The organism is Psychrobacter sp. AOP7-A1-24, assembly GCF_052376235.1.
In the GTDB taxonomy this organism is placed as follows: Bacteria; Pseudomonadota; Gammaproteobacteria; order Pseudomonadales; family Moraxellaceae; genus Psychrobacter.
Genome location: NZ_JBQSVM010000004.1, coordinates 56508 through 80367 on the forward strand (window position 1 = coordinate 56508; position 23860 = coordinate 80367).

The 23860-nt window shown below is 40.9% G+C and carries 20 protein-coding genes and 1 tRNA gene; 11 read left to right on the forward strand and 10 right to left on the reverse strand.

Annotated elements, in window-relative coordinates:
* Positions 1–18: 18 nt before the first annotated feature.
* The 6 genes from gspK to ACT3QQ_RS02675 form a co-directional block, all read right to left on the reverse strand.
* On the reverse strand, positions 19–1068 hold the full coding sequence (gene gspK, locus ACT3QQ_RS02650; RefSeq protein ID WP_444526805.1) for a type II secretion system minor pseudopilin GspK: 1050 nt from the start codon (positions 1066–1068) through the stop codon (positions 19–21).
* Between the two features lie 48 nt (positions 1069–1116).
* Positions 1117–1959 carry a type II secretion system minor pseudopilin GspJ gene (gspJ, locus tag ACT3QQ_RS02655; RefSeq protein ID WP_444526806.1) on the reverse strand — a complete coding sequence of 281 codons (843 nt, stop codon included), beginning with the start codon at positions 1957–1959 and terminating at the stop codon, positions 1117–1119.
* A complete protein-coding gene (gene gspI / locus ACT3QQ_RS02660) occupies positions 1956–2423 on the reverse strand; it encodes a type II secretion system minor pseudopilin GspI (protein WP_444526807.1) in 468 nt (155 codons plus the stop codon). Before gspI ends, gspJ begins: the two co-directional genes overlap by 4 nt.
* 38 nt (positions 2424–2461) lie before the next feature.
* Positions 2462–3121, reverse strand: coding sequence for a prepilin-type N-terminal cleavage/methylation domain-containing protein (locus ACT3QQ_RS02665; protein ID WP_444526841.1), 660 nt, complete (start codon positions 3119–3121; stop codon positions 2462–2464).
* Between the two features lie 349 nt (positions 3122–3470).
* Positions 3471–4154 (reverse strand): TetR/AcrR family transcriptional regulator, encoded by a 684-nt coding sequence (locus ACT3QQ_RS02670; RefSeq protein ID WP_444519567.1) that lies wholly within the window; start codon positions 4152–4154, stop codon positions 3471–3473.
* Between the two features lie 233 nt (positions 4155–4387).
* On the reverse strand, positions 4388–5176 hold the full coding sequence (locus tag ACT3QQ_RS02675) for a TatD family hydrolase (protein ID WP_444526808.1): 789 nt from the start codon (positions 5174–5176) through the stop codon (positions 4388–4390).
* Between the two features lie 243 nt (positions 5177–5419).
* On the opposite strand from ACT3QQ_RS02675, the gene ACT3QQ_RS02680 reads away from it, so the two are divergent.
* Complete coding sequence (locus tag ACT3QQ_RS02680) at positions 5420–6085, forward strand: acyltransferase (protein ID WP_444526809.1); 666 nt, start codon at positions 5420–5422, stop codon at positions 6083–6085.
* 21 nt (positions 6086–6106) lie between these two features.
* On the opposite strand, the gene ACT3QQ_RS02685 is transcribed toward ACT3QQ_RS02680, so the two are convergent.
* Positions 6107–7894: a GspE/PulE family protein gene (locus ACT3QQ_RS02685; protein WP_444526810.1), complete on the reverse strand. Its 1788-nt coding sequence runs from the start codon at positions 7892–7894 to the stop codon at positions 6107–6109.
* A 59-nt stretch (positions 7895–7953) separates the two neighbouring features.
* Positions 7954–8799: a tRNA (N6-threonylcarbamoyladenosine(37)-N6)-methyltransferase TrmO gene (gene tsaA / locus ACT3QQ_RS02690; RefSeq protein WP_444521914.1), complete on the reverse strand. Its 846-nt coding sequence runs from the start codon at positions 8797–8799 to the stop codon at positions 7954–7956.
* A gap of 408 nt (positions 8800–9207) precedes the next feature.
* On the opposite strand from tsaA, the gene ACT3QQ_RS02695 reads away from it, so the two are divergent.
* The 5 genes from ACT3QQ_RS02695 (at position 9208) to ACT3QQ_RS02715 (ending at position 13477) form a co-directional block, all read left to right on the forward strand.
* Positions 9208–9981, forward strand: coding sequence for a ferredoxin--NADP reductase (locus tag ACT3QQ_RS02695; protein ID WP_444521913.1), 774 nt, complete (start codon positions 9208–9210; stop codon positions 9979–9981).
* Positions 9982–10136: 155 nt separating this feature from the next.
* Positions 10137–10223 (forward strand) — tRNA-Leu (locus ACT3QQ_RS02700).
* Between the two features lie 182 nt (positions 10224–10405).
* Positions 10406–11683 carry a tyrosine-type recombinase/integrase gene (locus ACT3QQ_RS02705; RefSeq protein ID WP_444526811.1) on the forward strand — a complete coding sequence of 426 codons (1278 nt, stop codon included), beginning with the start codon at positions 10406–10408 and terminating at the stop codon, positions 11681–11683.
* 79 nt (positions 11684–11762) lie between these two features.
* A complete protein-coding gene (locus tag ACT3QQ_RS02710) occupies positions 11763–12077 on the forward strand; it encodes a hypothetical protein (protein ID WP_201532294.1) in 315 nt (104 codons plus the stop codon).
* Between the two features lie 185 nt (positions 12078–12262).
* Complete coding sequence (locus tag ACT3QQ_RS02715) at positions 12263–13477, forward strand: IS256 family transposase (RefSeq protein WP_443508118.1); 1215 nt, start codon at positions 12263–12265, stop codon at positions 13475–13477.
* A gap of 90 nt (positions 13478–13567) precedes the next feature.
* On the opposite strand, the gene ACT3QQ_RS02720 is transcribed toward ACT3QQ_RS02715, so the two are convergent.
* The gene (locus tag ACT3QQ_RS02720; protein ID WP_201508719.1) at positions 13568–14782 is read right to left on the reverse strand and encodes a competence protein CoiA; all 1215 of its coding nucleotides are present in this window, start codon (positions 14780–14782) and stop codon (positions 13568–13570) included.
* A 494-nt stretch (positions 14783–15276) separates the two neighbouring features.
* Positions 15277–15756: a hypothetical protein gene (locus ACT3QQ_RS02725; protein WP_201508718.1), complete on the reverse strand. Its 480-nt coding sequence runs from the start codon at positions 15754–15756 to the stop codon at positions 15277–15279.
* A gap of 166 nt (positions 15757–15922) precedes the next feature.
* On the opposite strand from ACT3QQ_RS02725, the gene ACT3QQ_RS02730 reads away from it, so the two are divergent.
* The 5 genes from ACT3QQ_RS02730 to ACT3QQ_RS02750 all read left to right on the forward strand — a co-directional run bounded on the left by ACT3QQ_RS02730 (position 15923) and on the right by ACT3QQ_RS02750 (position 23844).
* Positions 15923–18697 carry a class I SAM-dependent DNA methyltransferase gene (locus ACT3QQ_RS02730; RefSeq protein ID WP_444526812.1) on the forward strand — a complete coding sequence of 925 codons (2775 nt, stop codon included), beginning with the start codon at positions 15923–15925 and terminating at the stop codon, positions 18695–18697.
* A 59-nt stretch (positions 18698–18756) separates the two neighbouring features.
* Positions 18757–19377 carry a hypothetical protein gene (locus tag ACT3QQ_RS02735; protein ID WP_443536362.1) on the forward strand — a complete coding sequence of 207 codons (621 nt, stop codon included), beginning with the start codon at positions 18757–18759 and terminating at the stop codon, positions 19375–19377.
* 168 nt (positions 19378–19545) lie between these two features.
* Positions 19546–20247, forward strand: coding sequence for a hypothetical protein (locus tag ACT3QQ_RS02740; protein WP_443536364.1), 702 nt, complete (start codon positions 19546–19548; stop codon positions 20245–20247).
* A 50-nt stretch (positions 20248–20297) separates the two neighbouring features.
* Complete coding sequence (locus ACT3QQ_RS02745) at positions 20298–22499, forward strand: DEAD/DEAH box helicase (protein ID WP_444526813.1); 2202 nt, start codon at positions 20298–20300, stop codon at positions 22497–22499.
* Entirely contained in the window at positions 22453–23844 is a 1392-nt protein-coding gene (locus tag ACT3QQ_RS02750) for a GIY-YIG nuclease family protein (RefSeq protein ID WP_444526814.1), read from the forward strand. Before ACT3QQ_RS02745 ends, ACT3QQ_RS02750 begins: the two co-directional genes overlap by 47 nt.
* Positions 23845–23860: the final 16 nt, after the last annotated feature.

Consider the following 23860-nt stretch of genomic DNA (forward strand, 5'->3'; position numbering starts at 1 on the left):
CGATCCCAACACTATCCGCTAAAAACTCGGACGAAATGCCCATAGTCGCTGTGTCACTACTTTGATTTCTTTGGGCATTTTACCGTCTACCTCACCACCATTTGCCGCTTGATTACTACTAACTGCTTGATTAGTATCAACGACAGCTTTACTAATCAGAACGGTGGCAAAACGCTGTCTAGCCTGACCGACAGCTGCATTATCAGTTGCTGTGATAAGCGCCATAAAAGCTTGGCTATCAACGGCGAGCAGTCGTGTTAAGGCTTTACGTTGTTCTTCATTTAGGCTACTAAATATCGGTACTTGCCACATTGCATCAATAGACGTCAGCGCCTGCTGCGCGCGCATATCAACTAGTGCTTGCATCTGTTGACTGTTGGCGCCATCAACTAGTGCTGCTAACAATACAGGACTGGCAGTATTGATATTGATCGGCACATAATAAGGCACCGCAGTCAGATAAGGTCGCAATACCGCTAATGTCTCCGCACTCACCCCTTTGACTTCTTGTAGCTGATAGATACTGACAAACGGCTGATTTGGCAGAGCGTCTGAGTCTATAGCGTTTGACTGCTGCGCATATACCGCACTTTCATCACCGCCATCTTGATATACCTCCCCGTCTGCATCTTGCCAATCAAGTATAGCAGTAGCAATATCAGGCTCTAGATTTAGTTGCGTGAGCAGTCGTTGGAATGTTTCTAAAGCAGTAGTGTTGACCGTTCCATCTTGATACAAGTTATTAATATTAAACCGACCAGACTCATCGCGTAGCTCGATGCTGACACTATGATTGGACAATGAATACGGTGGTATTGGCTGCGCCCAGATATCTTGCGCACTATCAGTATCATTAAGACTGCTATCAGCACGAATCATTGTTACTGCCAACTGTTGACCTGCATCGATATCTTGCAGTAACTGATTTTGATCGAACAACAGACTACTACGTCTAATCGTGATTTTTTGGCTAGCAAGCATCGACCCTGCAACCACCGTGATGCTCACTACCAATAATAAGATAGTCAGTAATGCGACACCGCGCTGAGAGTTCGCAGTTATCGACATACGCAGCCTTTGTTGTTGAGCAGTTGATACATTTTGGCGACTACCTTCTCAATTATTCGTTTCTACATTGCTATTATCAGCACCGCTACTATTATCACTACCGCTGCTGTCACTGTTAGCATTATCATTGCTACTACCGTCTGTGTTGTTGACTATGCTTTGATTATTACTATGTGGTATCGGTTGCGGAGCAAGTGCCCATTGCCAAGTGATTGGCATATCTTGATAAGTAAAGTTAACCGCAATTCCTTTCGGTAATAAAATAGCTGTGGGTTTAGGACTCACTGTATTTGCTGCTTGTCCTCTTGCTGTATTTGTCCTATTGCCACTATTAGTATCGTCGCTCGGAAAATTGGTGCTTAGCTCTGGTAGGTAGGCTTGCCAGCGTCCTGCTGTAACACCTTCAAGTAACACGCTATCCAAGCTAACGCTGTCACGCCCGCCTTCAATACTGGTATATTGACGACGTATCAAGCGCTCATCTGCGAAAATGTATTCGATACGTTGGAGGCTACTGCTAATCTGATATCTTGGATCAGGATCGGCAAAGCGTACAAAGCTAACATGGTCACCGTCTAAGCTCATAAAAGTCTCAGGTACTATTTCGTCTATTTGCTCGCTTGATTGAGGGTTGTTACTTGCGTTAGTACTGTTGTTCGCTGCACTGACACTCTGGGTAGTCGCAGTTTGATAAGGGATAATTTGACCCATGTCTTGCTGTAATTGCAAATAGGCGTACTGCAAGACAGCCAGATTATCAGCATGGAATTGTGCGCGCTCACGAGCACGATTTACACCATCAAATACTTGCCAGCCTGCAACGGCTAACATCGCAAATATTACCATCGCAACCATTAGCTCAAGCAGTGTGAAACCACGCTGATGCCTCACAGACCGCCCCCTGCCTGCTCGCTATTACCTGTACTTAGACCACTTAAGTCCAAACTGCCCGTATCTTGCTCAGCATTACTTAGCATCACAGTGATATCAGTAACCGATGTGCGTGTCTGCCCATCTACAATGGGTGCCACTGCGATATTGATTTCTTTTAAGGCGGGTGTGATGGCGTCACCGACTGTCATTACTATTTGCCAATCACGCCCTTGAGCATTAACGGTTTGAGTGCGATTGGCTGTTAGCCACGTCTCTTGAGTTCGCAAATCAGCGGCGGCATTTTGGGCGACGAAGTGAGCAAGTGTACGAGTACGCAATATATCAACCGAGCTTAAATACGCACTACTAGCACGGCTCGCCGCGACTGCTACCACTGCTAAAATAGCCAGAGCAACCATCACTTCAATAAGGGTAAAGCCGCTCTCGCGTCCAGGTTTGGTTGATATAGACTTGGATAACATAGGCTGGCTTGTCATAGGAGGTTTATACAATTTAGTCACTAGACCCCCTGTCCGATTCGCATGCTGCCATCTGGCATTATCGTAATCACCTCGCCCACTAAACGCGAGTCGTGAAGTACTTCAATGGTGACGGGCGCTGCTTGTCCCGTACCAAACCACAATACTTGCGGTACATTTTGATCACTAAACCAAGTCTGTAACGTTTGGGTTCGTCCCGTATTTTTTGAACCACTAAAATCCAGACTTTGAACTCTGATACTTACGCCAGTGGGTAGTTCAGGCAAGCTCACACCCGACTCAACCTCCCAGCTTGGCGTTAGTTTTTTCTCATCAGTAGAGCCTGAAAGACCAGCAACCTCTGCCGACAGCTCCATACCATTCTTAGGCTGACTGTCGGTACTATCTGACGTTATTTCCGTTGTTTGATACGCAACATATGGGTTTGATAAGGTAACGATGACTGGTTCTACTTGACCTTGCTTATCTGCCTGCATACGCAAACCCATGGGCTGCATACGTTCAGCCGATAACAAACGAACATAACTCAATGAATCGGTAAGATGCTCATAAAAAGCGCGGTTTTTGCGAGATTCACTACTACCAACAGACAAACTCATCATGCCAGCAAATATAGATAGGATAACCACTACTACTACGATTTCTACCAACGTAAAACCAGTCTGTGCCCGATTTTTTATTGATGAAGCAGACGATAAGTGATGAGTATAAGTTAGTGTAGAGGGGCAACTATGACAATGGTTTATAGATCTTGTATTTGAGAAATTTGGCCGAGAATTTCGACTAATTAAAGTAAAAGAGCAAGTAGCCGCTGAATTGGACTGAGACTTGACAGTGACCGGCATATTGCACCTATAAGTCCAATTTTAATTGTCGCAGGATGGGAAAGAGGTTTTGAAGAATATTACAAGATATACAAATTCGTGCTGCAATAGTAACCATTACAACACGACTTATTAGAGCCAAAAAAGGTTCACAACCCAAAAACTAATTGTTCCTTTACTAAGAGCTACTTTATCAATAATTGCTTTAGTAGTTGGTATTTCGATGCTCTTCTGATTCAGTATCGATTTGTTCTACCAGCTCCTGCATATCCTCATCCATAACTTCGTCATCGTCAGCAGGATAATGGCTTGGCAACTCTAGCACCTGCTGAACAAAGGCATAACGCAGCGTATCACGGCGACCTAAGTAGCGTTGGTAAAAGCTTGAGTTTAATAGTCCTGCACCGCCCTGACCGATCGCCCAAATAGACGATAGATAATCACGAGTACTCAGGTTGCTGTGCTCGTCTTTTAGGTATACGCTGATGATATCAATCAAACGCTTCATGCGCTGACGACGGATATCATATAACTCACCAAACAAACGATTGAGACCAGTCACTGATGCTGCCAGACGCTCTTCGATTTGGTTCAATAGCATGGCTTTTTGCGGGTTAAATAACTGCTGAAAAATCATGCGGGCAACACCTGCCGACGGGCAGTCATCAATGCGGTTAATCTCAAACAATTGCTCTTCGTAACGAATAATAATACGCAGATAAAGCTCATCTTTACTGGAGAAATGCTTGTATAAGGTACCTTTAGCCAAATCGAGCTGATCCGCCAAACTGTCTAAAGTGATATCACCATCGCCTGACTCAAGTAGCAATTGCTCTGCCATCGCTAAGATATTCTCTTCTCGTGCCTTGAACTGGTGCTGACGACTCATAATCTCTCCTAAAACATGACAAGATTAAGCATATGTCCATCAATTATGTACGTACATTTGGCAATGAGCGTATAAAACTATACAAAAGCTGCTGAAATACCATAAAAGGGATATGCTTATATTTAAAATTAGTCATTTATAATCATGTAGTTGCGTTTAGCGAATCAAATACTAAATAGGATTGAACTATAAGACTATTGTACAAATGACTGACTGGTCATAGCATAACCATTTTAATGATACTGTGCCAGTAAATTTTCAAAGTTTTTTGCGGTTAATGCGCCGACCTCGTTACTATCACAACCATACATATCTGCAATAAAGCTCGCGACATAGGGTACATAGGCAGGCTCATTGGGGCGACCGCGTTTAGGAACAGGCGCCAAATATGGACTGTCTGTCTCAATCAAGATTCTGTCTCTAGGCATATGTCGTGCAGCGTCTTGGATGTTTTGTGCGCTTTTAAAACTGACAATACCCGAAAAAGAAATATAGAATCCCAAATCTAAAGCACGTTTCGCAGTCTCCCAATCTTCAGTGAAGCAATGAATAATACCATGCTCAGCACCTTCACTTTTTAAGATATCGATCGTATCTTCTTTTGCATCACGCATATGTATGACAAGCGGTTTTTTTAGTTGCTGACTGGCATGGATATGATGTGCAAGACTGGCTTGCTGCTCTTTTTTGTTTTCTGTAGACCAGTAGTAATCTAGCCCTGTCTCACCTATTGCCCATACATGGTCTTTATCGGCAGTCTCTATTAAACGTTCAACAGTCGCTGATTTCAGTACATCGATATCTTCGCAAGGATGGATCCCTACACTCATCCCTAGATTTAGTGTCTCGTCACCATAGGTGCTCACAATATTGGCAATCTCGTCATACTCTGCAAAATCACACATAATTGCCATCGCGCGGGTAACATTAGCAGTTTTCATGGCGTCAATCGCGCCAGATAATTTACCGTCATATTTGGTCAAATCTAAACGATTGAGGTGGCAATGAGTATCTGTAAACATAAATAATCTCGTTGTTGAAATTTTCTCAATTAAAAGTCTGGGAATTTAAATTTTCTTAATATTAATTGCTATGAAGGAAGCTGTTTTCAAGTATGGTTTAGCGGTACACTACGTTGATTGTTATAAAAAACACTCTAATCGTATATTTTAGCTAAGTGGAAGATGAGCACTTAGAAGGTACCGTCAAAATACTTTAAAAACCGAAGCCATGAAAATTTTATTATCTCTCATAAGCGCCATACTATGAACCATAAAAAAACCATCACTTTGCACCCTGTTTTCAAAACACTATTGCCCAAGCAACTGTACAAACAATGTTTTTTATTACAAGATAGAGGTCATAACAATCATATTGAAATTGCCAAAGACATACGTATCATTGGCAACTCTACAATCACTATTCGCAAGGGTGATAACAATCGCATCACCATCGGTAGTCATGGAAAATTTAACAAATTAAAAATAGACATCAATGGTAATCACAATCAAGTCACTATCGCAAAAAATGTTAAATTTTCTGGTCAGTTGTTAGTCGTTGGTAATCATTTACGTATTCATATTGGTGATCATACCACTGCCATCGACTGCTATATATTGGCACGTGATAAGAGCGTGACTATTGGTAATTCTTGTATGATATCGCGCGGTATTGAAATTCGTGCTACCGATGTGCACAAGGTATACGATATAGATACTAACGTACGAGTGAACAAAGCACATTCTGACGTCATTCTAGGAGATCACATTTGGATTGCGGCTAATGTGACTATTTCAAAAAACGTCTCTATCGCTGACGGATGTATCATCGCAGCAGGTGCTTTTGTCAACAAACCCGTTACGGTACCAAACTGTATGGTAGCAGGCACACCAGCAAAAATTATTCGCCAAAACGTATGTTGGGAACGCTAAACACGACTTCAAATACAATAGTTAATTAAGAGGCACGACACGCATCACCTCTTCTATAGTGGTTACACCCTCACTAATGCGCTTTGCTCCCGATAAACGTAATGGCTGTAGACCTTCACGATAGGCTTGTTGTTTGAGCATATCTAAATTCGTGTCGGCTGCGACCAGTTTTTTTAATTCGTTAGACAATGGCATAATCTCGTATAGGCCGACTCGTCCCTGATAACCAGTGTGTCGACAGTGCTCGCAACCTTGAGCCATATAAATTTGTGCTGGGGCAGGTGCGCGCCAAGGTTGTACCAACTCTTGCCATTGAATGGCAACCTCGCTGTCTGGCATAACGTCCACTGCTTTTTTGCAATGTGGACATAGCGTACGTAATAAGCGCTGTGCCATCACGCCTAAGATAGTTGCTGATGTCAAAAATGGTTGAATACCCAAATCATGCAAGCGAGTGATTGAACTTGGCGCATCGTTAGTATGTAGTGTCGAGAGCACCAAATGCCCTGTCAATGAGGCTTGTACTGCCATATTGGCTGTTTCAGCATCACGAATCTCCCCCACCATAATAATATCAGGGTCTTGACGCATCAAAGAGCGAATGCCATCAGCAAAGTTTAGATCAACACCTGGATTCACTTGCATTTGGTTAAATGCAGGTTCAATCATTTCAATAGGGTCTTCAATAGTACAGACATTGACTTGTTCGGTCGCCAGTTGCTTGAGAGTACTATACAAAGTCGTGGTTTTGCCTGAACCTGTAGGCCCAGTGACCAAAATAATCCCATTTGGATGGGCCGTCAATTCATGCCACGTTTCAAGCTGCTTGCCTGACAAGCCAAGCTGAGCGAAGGAACGTACTAGTACTTCAGGATCAAACACCCGCATGACCAACTTTTCACCAAAAGCGGTTGGCATAGTCGACAAACGTAGTTCTGTCTCTAACCCTTTCGGCGTTCGCGTCTTTAAACGACCATCTTGCGGCTTACGCTTTTCTGCAACATTTAACCGCCCTAGAATTTTGATACGTGCGGTCACCGCGACGATGATTGCCAACGGCATCTCATACACCGTATGAAGCACACCATCGATACGGAAGCGAACCTTACCCGTCTCACGACGTGGCTCTAAATGGATATCACTAGCTCGTTGCTCAAAGGCATATTGCAACAGCCAATCAACAACTCTGACAATATGCTGGTCATTGGCATCAGGGTTAGTATTGTCACCCAATTGCAGTAATGCTTCGACATTGGTCACGTCGGCAGCTGCACGCTTATGGACACTATTTGCGCCTGCAATCGCTTGGGTGACTTGATAGAACTCTTGCCGGTAGCGTCTGATCTGCTCAGGATTAATATAGACCGTACGATAGCTTTTTGATTTGATCAGTTTTTCAATGTTTGAGTGCCAGTCATTATAAAAAGGCTGATCCGTTCCGATAATCACTTCATCTACAGCGACCTCAATCGGTAAAATATACTGTGAACGTGCATATTCAAATGACATCAATTGAGTGACCGCAGGAACATCGACCTTTAGAGGATCAATACGAACGAGAGACATACCTGCTTTAGCCGCCAACCACTGGTTGAGCCAATCCAATGATAATTTATTTTCAGCGCTATTGTCCGTCGCATGGCCATTAGGTAAACCAAATTCACTAATCGTTAGTAGAGGATGCTGCGCTTTATCGCGACGACTAGTAATGACTAGGTTATAGCCACGTTGATCAATCACTCTATCTGCCAATAGCTCATCTAGACACCAACGCAAATCAATTACTATCGAGTACTGTTGAGCAGACATATCTCTCTTCTTCTATTATTTTAAAATGTTTTGCCAAAAATGATATCAATGTAAGCCAGTTATATTAATATCACAGCAGTTATCTGTAGCTGTCCTGATTCCATCAGCTGAAAACTCACATCAACAGATTTATAACGCATAATAAATGATGTGGCTATCTCTGTCCGACGATACGCTGGACGCGGGTCTTGGGCAATTAACTCTTTAATAATGCTCATATCTGAGGCTATCAATTGACTTTGTATATGGTGAATCGTAGACGCAACTGTCGCATTACTCAATCTAGGGTTTGCGTCGTTGATACTTGTATCATCGTTATAAGTGCCGTTGTTTATCAGAATCATAAACTGCTCATTAGCAGCGTCGGTCACGGTCACATTTAGTAATTTTGGCTCAGTTGATGCAAATCCGCTCTCAGCTTTTATCAACGCATCGCTGTAAGCAACATATGGCTTGATATCAATGATTGGCGTGCCATCTATCATATCAGCGCCTTTGATAACCAGTAATACGCGACCTTGGACTACTTTGATCTGTTCGAGCTTAACAACAGATAGGCCTAACCCTGAAGGACGATACATACTACGACTGGCGAACACCCCTATCTTTTGATTACCGCCTAATCTTGGTGGTCGTACTTGAGCGCGAAAGCCAGTACTGGTTTCATTGTTATTTTTATATCGATAATTATGATGAAACTGCCAACTGATCCATATATGACTAAACTTGTCCAAACCATCAAATGCGGCTGGCGTATCATATGGTGCTAACATCTCAATGACACTAGTCAAAGCGACCAAATTTGGTTGGCGCGGCACACCAAACTTTTGTGACAGCGGTGCGCGGTGATAACCGATAACAGGAGCTTGGTGGTAGTTATTTAACAGCGGCTTCTCATCAAGCATAGAATAAATCCAGTAATACAGAACTGCCTTTATAAAACAGTTTGGCCAAATGATACAAAATTACTCACTAACGATATTCCATTTTATCATGCTAGACAATCACTGCTAGACGGATTTTTATTTTAAAGTTTGGTATTATGAGCAAGAATTTGATGAGAGTCATTTACATTTGAGCGATATGACACATAATATTGTCATGGTTGATACAGATCTAATAGTTGGTTGTATATAAATTAATGAACCAGCTCTAGTATGCCTGTTCATCATTTACTATTTGATAAAAATAGCAGTTTCGTCGACGATTGAAAGACTGATACGTTTTTATAATGTTCAAACTATTATTGAAAATTCTGATTTAATACTTATTCAAACTTAACAAACCAATAACAACTTATTGACGAGGACTTTATGTCAAAACTTCGCACCGAAACGGTCACAGAGGTTCACCACTGGAATGATTCTCTATTTAGTATCAAAACCACTCGTGACGATGGCTTGCGCTTTCGTAATGGCGAATTTGCGATGATTGGACTTGTTGTTGATGGCAAGCCACTACTACGCGCTTATTCAATTGCTAGCCCTAACTATGAAGATCATTTAGAATTCTTTTCTATTAAAGTTCAAGATGGCCCACTAACCTCTCGATTACAGCATATCAAAGTAGGTGACGAGCTGTTAGTCAGTAAAAAACCAACGGGCACACTAGTATTGGACGATCTACTACCAGGCAAAAACCTTTATATGCTCTCTACTGGTACTGGCCTTGCTCCTTTCTTATCACTAGCACGTGATCCTGAAGTGTATGAGCGTTTTGATAAAATTATTTTGGTCCATGGCGTACGTCATACCAAAGATTTGGCCTATCGTGAAATGTTTGAAAATGAGCTGCCTAACGATGAAATCTTTGGTGAATGGTATCGCGAAAAATTCATCTATTATCCAACCGTTACACGTGAAGAGTTCAAAAACCAAGGCCGTGTCACTGATTTGATGAAATCAGGTAAGCTGTTCGAAGACATTGGTTTACCGCCAATGAATAAGGACGATGACCGCGTCATGCTTTGTGGCAGTATGCCATTCAATGCTGAGGTTTCAGCGATTCTAGACGACTTTGGCCTGACGGTTTCACCTCGTATGGGTGTGCAGGCAGATTACGCAGTTGAGCGTGCTTTCGTCGGTTAGTATGATACAGAGATTGAGATTTTTGAGAAAATCAAAAATTATAGTAAATAATTCTTGACGACTAAAAATAGCCTGCTATAATACGCAGCCTATACAGAGTTAACCCTGTAGCCCAATTCGATAATATTTAGTCAATAACTATTGTCACCTAACATGCCAGTGTGATGGAATTGGTAGACATGACGGATTCAAAATCCGTTGCCTTTAAAAGCGTGTCGGTTCGAGTCCGACCACTGGTACCAATATACGAAACCCTTACAGTCTATGGATTGTGAGGGTTTTTTATTGCGTGAATTATTTATAAATTATTCGAGTAATAATAGTATCAAATAAAATTTTGATACTATCTTGATACTTTGATGCATCTGTTATTTAACGTATTATAGTATTATTAACACGATAAATAATGCGGTACGGATGAGATATGAAAGTTAAGCTTAGTAAGAAGTTTGTTGATTCAGTAGCATACACCTCAAGCGGCACAGATATTTACATGGATGAAGTATTAACAGGCTTCGCACTTCGTGTGGGTAAACAATCTAAGCGATACACACTTCACAAACGCATTAACGGTAAGCTCTATCGTGACGAAGTTGAAGAAACACACCTTATCACTTTGACTGAAGCTCGTGAAAAAGCCAGCACAATGATGGTCAATATAAAGAAGGGACTTGATGTATATGATAGCTATCACGCTACTCCAAAAATAAAAGATACACCAGATTTTAACGTGCCAACACTAAATGAAGCTTATATCTACTTTAAATCTATGAAACCTAATCTTGCCAGCCGTACTGTTGAGACTTACGACCAACAGATACTTAGTCGACTTGATGATTGGCTTGAAGTGTCTTTAAACGATATAACTAAAACTATGATAAGTGAAAAACATAAGCAAATAAGTAAGTCTAGTCCAGCTCAGGCAAATGCCACTATGCGAGCTCTTCGATCAGTATGGAATTATTGTCAAGATAGCTTCTTAGATGATGATGAAGAGTACATAATAAAGGACCAACCCATTCGAATACTGAATGCCAAAAATGATTGGAACAAAATTAAACCTCGTACTCACCATGTTGAGGAGGAATATTTGGGAGTATATTTTAAAACTTTGATAGAGCACCGAGACGGTAGTTCATTTAAACAAGCACCTTATAGTAATAACGCTCGCGATATTTTATTGCTTTTTATGTTTGCTGGTGTTCGTTTAAATGAAGCGCAATCACTAAGATGGGAAGATGTAGACCTTGACGCTGCTCGCATTGTCTTTAAAGCCACTAAAAATGGTTCTGATTACCATATGCCAACTGGAAAAATACTTCAAGCCATACTCAGTGAACGATTTAGATTGAGCTATGGAGAGCATTGGGTATTTCCGAGTGATTTGCAGAGAAATGATGACCATGTCAAGGATTTGAGCGGTAGTTACCGTTCGATATCAAATAAGGCTAGCATGCATATTACCCCTCACGATTTACGCCGTACATTTGGCACTGTCGCCAATAGTCTCAATGTAAGCTACCCTGTGCTCAAGAGACTGCTAAATCATCGTGAGGCTAAATCTAGTGATGATGTGACATTACAATACATACAAGTATCACAGCGACAATTGCGTGAAGCTTTAGACGAGATTGAAGATTCTTATTGCAAGCGTATTGGAATGACTCAAGATGAGGTAATTAAGAGCCTCTTGCAGACATAACTTCATATAATTTTTTAAAGTTCTGTACAACTAACTAATCGATAGAACATATAACGACATTTTGATTAGGAGATATATTATGGGTATTAAGCTTGAACTGAGTATGACACAGAATATTAGAGACGAAAGAATCTGTGTCGACTATTGGGCATATGATCATAAGGAGGATTATCTTGAACATGTACGAATGCTATGTCATAAATATAGAATCAGCTCAAATCTATTGTTTGAGACGATTGCTCAATGTTACGCTTGTTTAGATGATGTGCTCTGTGAGTACTGCGCAAGTGCTTGCCCGGTAGAGATGCCAGCAGATATCCTATATATGCGTGCTCAAGATAGTTGGTGTTGTATGGTTTGCAAAAACGCAGTATGGCAAAAGGATTACGTTTGATTGCTTTCAAACTTATATAGTAGATCTCTTGCAAAAGTACCAGTTCATTGACTTCCACTGACGGAGTTACGAAGGCTAGCAATGACTTATGCAAGAGATCTAGTAATTATTGCAAAATCTACAGTAGTAGGGAGTTTCCTAAAAACTGTGTAACTGCTTATAATCCAATAACCGGAGAATAAGCAATGACTACTCAATCTGACATTAAAAAACTGGCCGAGCAAATGGCTGGTAGCATGAAAAGCTTTGATGACATCAAAGACTTCCAAAAGCAGCTCATGCAATCCTTTATCGATACTGCCTTAGAGGCTGAGATGGAAGACCATCTCGGCTATCCCAAGCATGAGAAAGCAGATAAACCTAATAAGCGCAACGGCCACACTAAAAAGACCGTCCGCAGTGACACAGGCGATCTTGAGATATCCACCCCAAGAGACCGCGGTGGCAGCTTTGAGCCTGTGCTGGTCAGTAAGCATCAAACCCGTATCTCAGGTCTTGATGACAAGATCATATTCCTTTACGCCAAGGGTCAAACCACCACCGAGATTGTAGAGAGCATTAAAGAGCTCTACGATGTCGACATTTCAAGCTCTCTTGTCTCAAGAGTCACCGATAACATATTAGAGGACATCACCGCTTGGCAGAACAGGCCATTGAATAGTGTTTATCCTATCGTCTATTTGGACTGCATCGTCGTGAAGATACGTCAAGACAAGCAGATCATCAACAAGGCTATCTATCTGGCGCTAGGTGTTGCTCTTAACGGTAAAAAAGAGCTGCTTGGTATGTGGTTATCAGAGAATGAAGGCGCTAAGTTCTGGCTGGGTGTTCTCACTGAACTACAAAACCGCGGGGTACAAGATATCCTCATTGCCTGTGTCGACGGCTTAAAGGGCTTCCCTGATGCCATTAACACCGTTTATCCCAACGCTCAGGTTCAGCTGTGTATCGTGCATATGGTGCGTTACTCCATGAAGTTTGTACCATGGACGGATAAAAAGGCCGTAGCGGCTGATTTAAAAGCCATCTACGGTGCTGATACGCTTGAGATGGCAGAGGCCAATCTTGAGCACTTTGATGAGACTTGGGGCAAAGATTACCCGCACGTGGTCAAATCTTGGCGCAATAACTGGGAGGGCTTAACGGTGTTCTTTGAGTATCCGAAAGACATCAGAAAAGTGATTTATACCACCAATGCGATAGAGTCGCTAAACAGTGTGATTCGGACGGCAGTGAATAAGCGTAAGGTGTTCCCATCTGATCAGGCAGCATTCAAAGTGGTGTACTTAGCCACCCAGCAGGCGTCTAAAAAGTGGTCGATGCCAATCCGTAACTGGACGTCTGCTCTGAATCGTTTTATGATTATGTTTGATGACCGTATCAGTAAGCATTTAATCTAAATGGCAGTTACACAGAATCTGGGATGGTCTCCAGTAGTAAATTACATTTTATGATTTTTTATAAACAATCATATATGCCAATTATCCTGATTAAACTGGTTCACTATCTCTAGTAACCCATTTACCAAACTCAAAACTCTCGTTATATTTGATTTTAAAACTGTTGTTTACACGGTAGACACATTCCGTATTAAGAGTTGTATTCGAAGTATAGAATTTTTCTGTATTAAGACCTAAATGCTTTATAAAAAGCGGCTTAGTGAAATTTTTTTTTAAATAGGTACTATACTGACCATCTCTATCTATGACAAAACCACATTCAACACAAGTGTTGACTATAAAAACTTTGTTCAGTATTTCACTACGCACCTTTTTTATGGGTGAAAAAACATAATGCTTAGAAAAATGCGTATTAATAATTCTAAGCTCTTTATCGCTACAATTTTTTATTTTCTTAGAACGTACTTTATAGTCTTCTTTATATCTCACCTCAGAAATTATCGGATTGGAGTAACCACATTTAGCGCAAGAGTCTTTACTCACCCCTAAAGTCATCTCAGTGATACCATTGGATTTAAATCTAAACTTTGTAGAGGTGAATCGCTCATAAGGTATAAAAACTAGGCCTTGTGACACCAATCTTTGTATAAAACTCTCTAATGGTAGCGTAATAGGCTTAAATGAACGGTGGTTGTACCGACTACTGTTGCTGTCTAGCCTATTCACGTTATAGATCATATAAGCTTGATTGTCCTGCGTCTTATTTCTATAAATAGAGAATACAGGTATGTCTTTCGTACTATAGGCATAATCGCCTGTAATTGCATTAGTATCTTTAACTGAGCCACTTCTAAGCAACCACGCACACCTTACGCCTGATTGAGCATATTTTTCTTGTCTGCGTTTTGTTTCTATAAAAGCTTGAGGGCTCCATTGCACTTCAATGGCAATCTTAGCTTTGCCTTTCTCTGCATAAATATCAGCAATCCACTCCTCACCACTTGGGGTAAGCCCCGCTTTTTCAACTTCTACAACCCAACCGTTTCTATCCAATTCTTTCATAACAAGATATTTGATATGCATGTGTTCGGCAGTTTCACCACCAGTCGAGCAGTTAGAGTCTTTAGGTTTTGCCTTATGAGCGAAGAACTTCGTACCTAGCTTACTTGTCTTTAGTATTGCCTGATTACCACAGCAAGCCATATTGAAACTGGACGATTTATCTTCTTTTAAAACTATCCAATCTTTTAAGCTATATATAAAACTATAGATTTTTTCATCATTTTTTATGCAAATAAAAGCCATGTTGACCCTTAATTATTTTGACTCTTGAGCTAGCAATTCATTCTTACATATGCTCATGCTTTCTATAGTGAATACGCTTTAAAAATAACATAGCGCTACTGGGATGAATTTTGCGCAGCCTCTAGGAACGCAGCACGCAAGTAAAATTTATACCAGTAGCGTGTCTAAACTTATAACAGTTTTATTTTCAGAGGACTATAAGATAATTGCACGTAATTAGGGTTTATCTTCTCCTAAGCCTTCATCTGATTTAGTATTTTACTTAGGTAACGTTGTGAATACTGGGGTTTGATCTCAAAGCGTTTCTGTTAATGCTTTTCTTGCAATAACTTGTATTTTTAGTAGCGACTCAATAGATGCGGTATTGTAACTATTACTTATAGCTTATCCAATTGAAGACACGCTAGCCCTAGACTAAAGATGAAAAAATAGTTTATAAAACTAATAAATATGAACTAAAAGTTAGTATATGATTTTAACGGATAAACACTTATCTATTCTAATTCAGGATATAGAATCTTGGTTAATCTATAAATCTCGTCCTCTGCATCTGATCCCTTGGGATTAGGATTAGGATAGGCAGCAGCGGTAAGTATCAATCTAGGTAGCTCTAAATGATTAGCAAATACTTTCGCCAGCTCTCTTCTTAGAAAGTCAAACCAAAAAGTAGTAATTTCTGCGGGTGTATGAGGATCGGGTATCACATAAGTGAATAAATCTGCATTAAGACAATACTCCATACGGAACGCGGCTGCCATACGGTCATGAAGCCACTGCAGAGGCCTATGATCATTAAAACTACTAGGTTCATCACGTAAGTCGCTCAGCTCAGTGCGAACAGCAACTACCCTTTCAGCTTCACGATGTTTTTGAACAGAAAAATTAAATATGACACGCAATGCTTCTCCATAGCAATCATGCTGAATCTTTGCAATACGAGTAGAATCACCCTGAAACTTAGTACCAACTATCATCATTAACCCTTGTTAATAAGCTTGTAGCGTATCGACTACATAAGCAATAAAATACTATATACCCCCTATTTTTCAGAACACTTAAGCCTTCAAATACGATAAGATAGCGCTATAATTGCACATTAGCCCACTTATTTAAACTAGTAATTTATCTACAGAGATTTCCATGGCATTTAACCAAACTCAGTTTTTTGAAGATTTAGAAAAATTAACCACCAAAGTCATTGATAAGAATAAAAAAGACGACTTTATATATGATTTTCTAATGCTGCTAGATGTTTCAAAATCTACGATAACCTCACTTAAAAAGAATGACGGTCGTTTTAACGTCGCAGCCAATCCTGAGGCTGGCGAGGTTGCCAATAAGCATCGTATCTACTTTAAGCCTGTAGAGGAAGGTCAAGACCTTGCTAAAGCACTAAGTGAGGTAATGAACAGCCCAATCATCAATCAGCACAAAATCCGTATGGTGATGGTAACGGACTTCAACACCGTACTGATTAACGATACTAAATATGATGAGACGCTTGACTGCGACTTTACCGATCTTTATAAGAACTACCACTTCCTATTGCCACTTGCCGGCCTAGAGCGTGCACGTGAGTACTCAGAGCACCCCGCAGATGTTCAAGCCTCTGAAAAGATGGGACGCTTGTTTGACCATATCCGTAAGCTCAACGAGTTTAATACTGCTGATGACTTACATGCGCTCAATATATTTTTAACGCGACTACTATTCTGCTTTTATGCCGAAGATACGGGTATTTTTAAAGCAGATCAGTTCTATGACGTGATTGATAGAACCACCAATATAGATGGCAGTGACGTCGATAGCGTCTTGTATGAGTTGTTTGAGGTTCTCGATTTACCTGAGTCTAGCACCGAGCGTAGTGCCAAGCCCACTCATCTAAGTGCATTTCCCTATGTTAATGGCAGCTTATTTGAATATCAGTTCGCTATTCCTGAGTTTGATGCACGCACCCGCCGTATCTTGCTAGAGTGCGCACGTTTGAGCTGGGCTGAGATTAACCCAGATATTTTCGGCTCTATGTTTCAAGCGGTGATTGACCCTGAGCAACGTGGCAGCTTAGGGCAGCATTACACCAGTGTTAGCAATATCATGAAGGTCATTCAGCCGCTGTTCTTAGATGAGCTACGTACAGAGCTGGACACGGTTATAGCGCTGAGTCATGACAATCGCCATAAGAATAATAAAGCCGAACGTTTAGACGCCCTACTTAAGCGTATCAGTCAAATCAAAGTATTTGACCCAGCTTGCGGATCAGGCAACTTTTTGATCATTGCTTATAAAGAGTTACGCAAACTAGAAATTGATGTATTAAAGGCACAACGCGATTTACTAGGCTCTAAAGACAATCTGTTAGGTTTAGGCTTTGATAGTGTGGTCAGCTTAGACAATCTATACGGTATCGAGTATGACGACTTTGCTAGTCAGATTGCGCGTTTGTCACTCTGGTTAGCTGAACACCAAATGAATGTACTATTCGAGCAAGAGTTCGGCGCATCTCAGCCGATGCTGCCACTCAAAGAAAGTGGGCATATTGTTTATGGCAATAGCTTGCGTATCGACTGGAATGAGGTATGCCCAAATAATAATACTGATGAGATCTATATTATTGGTAATCCGCCATTTGGAGGTACAACCAATAGAACTGACGAGCAATCTAAAGATATGGAACTTGCATTTAAAGATTTAAAGAAATTTAAATCTCTCGATTATGTTGCTTCTTGGTTTTGGAAAGGCTCACAGTATATTGCTAACTCAAATGCACAGCTCGCATTGGTATCGACTAACTCGATTGCGCAAGGCGAGCAAGTAGCAATGTTATTTCCCTATATTTTTGATCTAGGCATCCATATTAGCTTTGCTTACCAAAGTTTCCCTTGGAAAAATAATGCTAAACATAATGCTGGCGTGCATGTAGTTATTATTAGTTTATCTTCAAAAACCTCAACTCAAAAAAGCATTTACAAGTTAGTACATAGTATCTGGCACAAAGAAAAAGTAAACAATATAAGTCCATATTTGGTAAAAGGCTCAAATATAGCTATCGAAAGTAGGCGTCATCCTTTACATAGTGCATCCCCAATGATCTACGGTAATAAGCCAGTTGACGGTGGAAATCTACTATTAGATCCTGAAGAATATAAAACATTAATCAAAGAAGAGCCAAGTTCTAAGAAATGGATAAAAAGGCTACTTGGCTCTGCTGAGTTTTTAAATGCTAAAGAACGTTACTGTCTTTGGTTAGTAGATATCACACAAGAAGAATTAAAAACTCTATCTCTTGTAAAAGAAAGAGTTGAAAAAGTCAGACAAATGCGTCTTGCGAGTCGAGATAAAGGAGCAAATAAACTGGCTGAAAAACCTCACGAGTTTAGAGATACTAACAATCCTAGAAACTATATCCTAATTCCCGGAGTTACCTCTGAACGCCGAGAATATGTGCCTATAGGTTTTTATGGCTACGAAGTTATAGCTACGAATCTCGTCAATATTATTCCTGAAGGATCAATATATGACTTTGCAATTTTAACTTCATTTATCCATAACGACTGGATGCGATTAGTAGCTGGTCGTTTAGAAAGTCGTTATCGTTATACGAGTACTATCGTCTACAACACATTCCCTTTCCCTGATGCAAATAACGAGCAGAAACAGCATATTGAAAGTCTTGCAGAAGAAATCCTACTTGCCCGCGCCAGTAATGCTGGCATGACTTTAGCAGAGCTATACGATCCAGATAAGATGCCCGACGACTTAAAACAAGCGCATAGCAACCTCGATGGTGCGGTAGATAAGCTATATCGCCCGCAAGGATTTGCCAATACTGAAGAGCGCTTGGCGCATTTGCTGGCACGTTATGAGCAGCTTATCGAAGCGGAAAAGCAGAGCAAAGGTAAAAAGAAAGCTAAGTAGCTTATTTGGCATCAGCATCCATACCAAAACAATATTAAACACCTTATAAAGAGCGTTCTATGATGACTTCTAAAATCTTACCAAGCGTAGCCTTTACTGCCCTACTCGTACTTTCTATGGGTCAAGCATCAGCCGCGCCACAAAGCGAGCTCATATCGCTAAAAGGCAAAAATGATCAAGACCTTCCTATGGGTGATATGTTCATAATGTTTGCTTGGATGGAGGATGGCTGTATCGGAGACGGACCCATTTATAGTTCTATCAATGAAAATCATAATAAATTCATTAGCAAAACAATGAAAATGAAGACGCTTGCAGAACCAAATGAAAATGATGAGATTTATGAGTTTTCTATAGCTCCACGGTCTCAATGGGCCCCTGGCTATAGCCCACTGATGAAGGATGTGAGCATTCAGACCAGTAATGAATATACTGAATATCATATTAAATTCGCAAATGGGGTCAAATATCGCGAACAGCCCATAGCAGAATACCATTATAAATTTAGACCTGAGTCAGAAGGTGGCGAATACGTTCTAAAGTTTGCTAAAAACGCAGATATGCAAAGTGTTTGGAAACATTTCAAAACACGTCAGACATCAGACTATATGGATGATAGTTTATATGATTCAAAAGCTAGGTTTGATCGTAATAATAATACGATAACTTGTGTTTACTAATTTCATATTATTGTTATGACAAATCAGCCTGTAGAGGCTAAAAGCAGAGTAAAAAAGCAAGTGAAACTCCAACGCTAAAAACAATTCTTTTTATGAATTGTCTTTAGTAGTGAGCACTTAATAATAGTTAACGAAACCAACCTAAAACTATCCAAAAGGATTTGAAAAATGAGTATCAGACTTCCATTGACCGTGGCTATCGGCGCTACTTTATTCTTAAGTGGCTGCGCTGAAACATCAGCACTTAGCAGTGCAGTAAGTCAAACTGTAAACTCTGTTGTAACTGGTACCGTAAACGGCATTCAAGAAGGGATAAGCCAAGCTGGAAACCAAAACTCAGGTACGCAATCAAGAACGATGCCTAATAGTGATATGTATAATTTATTTGGTTGGATGGAAGATGGATGCATGGGTGACAGCAATGCCGTTTATCAGAAAATCAGAAATAACTATAGTCAGTTTACAGACAGCTTTGTAGAGACAGTTGACGTTAGGCCAACTGACCCTAGAGCGTCGAATGTTAAATATATCGTCAAACCAAAAAACCAGTGGCCTTCTGGATATCACAACTTAATCAAAGACGTTGTTGTATCAACTCCAGACAACTTTGATATTACTTATACCGTGATATTCAAAGATACGGTCAAATATCGAGGTCAGCCTTTGGACACTTTCTCTTTTCAATTCACCTCTGGTACTGAAGGCTCGCAACAAGTCCTAAACTTTGATAGCAGTGCTAACATGGCTACAGTATTTTCTAATTTCCGTACTCGTCAATACGAACCGCATTGGGGTGAACCAGGTAAAGTTTACACCAATGGTGCCAAATATAATCCTAGCAATAAAACAATCATTTGCGATGGTGATTAGTTTTTAACTAATCAAACAGATGTGAAAATTTATATTTTTAAGGATTAGCAATGAGCAAAATGGTTAATATATTAAATCAAACTTACGCCCGCACTGGTCAGAGCAAAAAGAACAACGAGCTTGGTATGCGTGAAATGCAGGCACGTGCATTCGAGAAGCGTCATAGCCAGTACTTACTCATTAAGTCGCCACCTGCCTCTGGTAAATCACGCGCCATGATGTTTTTGGCCTTAGACAAACTTATCAACCAAGGTGTCAAAAAAGTCATCATTGCCGTCCCAGAGATGAGCATTGGTAAATCCTTTAAGTCAACAGCGCTTAGTAATTATGGTTTTTTTGCGGATTGGGAAGTGGCAGATCGCTATAACCTATGTCTAAATCTTGCCTTGAGTGATACTCGCAAAAGCACTATATTCTCAGAGTTTCTGACCACAGATAGCAGTGATGACTCCTTACCCCAAGTATTAGTCTGCACCCATCATAGCTTTCGATATGGCTTTGATAAGGTAATCGAAGATGGCGGCAGTATTGAGCTATTTAACGATGTACTTATCGGTATTGATGAATTCCATCACGTCTCTGCAGATGACTCAAATCGCTTGGGTGCCATACTCGATGGCATTATGACGCAGACTAGCGCACATATCGTGGCAATGACTGGCTCCTATTTCAGGGGCGACTCAGTACCCATATTGTCAGATAGCGATGAAGAAAAGTTCGATAAGGTGACTTACACTTATTACGAACAGCTGAATGGTTATGAGCACCTAAAATCATTAGGACTCGGTTATCACTTTTATAAAAAATCCTTCTTTGATGCTTTAGATGAGTGTTTGGATACCAGTAAAAAGACCATCATTCACATCCCTAACGTCAATAGCTTAACCGCTGAGACAGACAAATACGAAACCGTTGGTCGCATCATAGATATTATCGGTGAAAGTGAATCTCGTGATGAGAATACTGGCGTTATCACCATACGTACGCATGATGGCAGGCGCTTACTACTCGCTGACTTAGTGACTGATGACGCCATACGAGTGAATACGCAAGCTTACTTGGCTGATATTACCTCTCGTGATGATATGGATATCATCGTAGCCCTTGGGATGGCAAAAGAAGGCTTCGACTGGGAGTATTGTGAGCATGTATTAACCATTGGTTATCGCGGTTCTCTGACCGAGGTAGTTCAGATTATTGGACGCTCAACACGCGATAGCGCGGGCAAACACCATGCTCAATTTACCAACCTAATCGCTGAACCAGAAGCGGATAAGTCTGAGGTGACAAGCTCTGTTAATGACTTATTAAAGGCTATTACCCTATCGCTGCTAATGGAGCAGGTGCTCAAGCCTAACATCAATTTTAAACGTCGTAGTGAGCTAGACATATTAGGGACGCTTGACTTGCCGGCAGGTACTATTATTATTGATGATACTGTCAATCCTCCCTCTGATCGAGTGATGAATATACTTAATCAAGACCGTGAAGAGATATTGGCTCAGCTATGCCAGAACGCAGATCATATTAAAAAGTATATCGCCGCCGAAACCAATAACGTCGAGACCGAGGCTGTATCGGATACCGTCATCCCAAGTATTATTCGTAGCAAGTATCCATCACTAGATGCCAATGAAGTACGGCAAGTACAAGAAGGTGTGATGCAATATATGGCAATCAACCGCCAAGGCGGCGTAGTTGAAGGTAAGGATATTCCTGAAGATGCCATCATCGAAAATGAACGCTGTTTCATTAAGCAAGGCACTGAGTATGTAGATATCGCTACTCTAAATGCTGAACGAAAAAGTCAGCTCAATGAAAACGACATTATTAAAGAGCGCCACCTGCCAGCTGACGCAAAAATCTATAACCCTAAAACCAAATCAAGCAGTAGCAATGACTCAAATCCTAGCAACGGCTTTGTGAAGGTTGGCAGTAAGTTTGTCAATGTAAACAACCTTCCCATCGATCTTGTCAAATCAGTCAACCCCTTTCATGATGCGTATGAAGTCCTCTCTAGAACCGTCGATAAAGAAGTCTTGCAAACCATCAATGACGTCGTACATGCCAGTCGTTCTACCGTAACTGAGGCAGAAGCGGTATTGATGTGGCCAAAGATAGTTTCTTTTATCAAGAATAAAGGTCGTCAGCCTAATAGAAACTCAGAGGATGCTATCGAACGACGCATGACTGAAGTTATCTCCTATGTCAGAAACCAAAAAGCCAAGCGAGAAGCCAATAGTCATGATTAAACTTGATGAGATCTATCAAAGTCGTGAGTACAAAACACTAGACGATATCTTTTCTAATGACAGTACTGGCCTACTAGATGATATAAATCCTGTCACCAAAAGCTCGGCGAATAACAGCGTTTTAGCGCAGCAGTTTGACACTATCAACCTTTTTATCGATCAACATGGACGCGTGCCTAGTAGCATTGCCAACGATATCAATGAAAAGATAAATGCTCGCCTCCTAGCTACCATACAAACCAACCACGCAAAATCGCAAGAACTGCTAGCTTTAGATAAGCATGGTTTACTAACTGCTCAAAGTACGGCGTCTACCCTATCTGACGACAAACCGACACTCTCAGACAAAAGCGTGAGCAATAAGGAGGATGAGCCTGAAAAGGCAATCAGTGATAACACTAAAGAAGCTGAGCCGGTAACAGAGGCTGTTAGCGAGCCAGCTGTTATTAATAGTCTAGATGATATTTTCAACAGTGATGACCTAGGTATTTTTGACAACATCCATTCTGAAATCTTAGTCAGTGATAGTCAGCTCAATTCTCGCAATACTTATGACCAGTACGATGATGAAGAAATAGCAACTCGTTTTGAATGTAAGGACTTTTATAAGTTTGAGGCAACCTTTGAGCGTATATCTCAAGCCATTCAAACGGGGGCTTTTACTAAAACTAACTTTTCATCAGTGAAAGATATCAACATTGGCAGCGTCTTCGTCTTAAACGGGATTTTGTGTTATGTGGCGGATATATACCAAGCAGAGAACCGAAAGAATGAGCGTAACCAGCAGCGACTTCGTCTGGTGTTTGCTAACGGTACTGAGTCGAACATGCTCATTCGCTCTTTAGCTACTGCTCAATATAAATATGAAAACAGCTATCAGTTGCTAATTACTGATCCTGACTGGATGGATGATGAATTGGCCAAAAACTTCGGAGATGATCGACAGCTTACTGGTGTCATTTATGTTGCTAAGCTGACTGATACGCCAAACAACTTAGCGCACTATAAACACCTGCATAAAGTTGGTTTCTCAACACTTACAGGAGAGGCGCGTACTAAGCACTCGATTAGAGATACTGCCTTCTTGCAACAGCCCGTAGATATCATTGCTGAGTGGCAGGTATATGATGCTAATGCTCGTAGTGTGGAAGGTGTACTGCATGCCTTCTTCTATGATCAAAGAGTCAAAGTATCCTTAAAAGCAGCAAACGATAATCTCTACAAGGCAACAGAGTGGTTCAACGTTCCCCTTGATGAGATTGAGAAAGCCATTAACCTGGTCATCGCCGGGGACATTAAAAACTATCGAATGGATGGTGCGGCTGGCAAGGTGGTTTTGAAGTAATGAGCGTTTTTAGAAT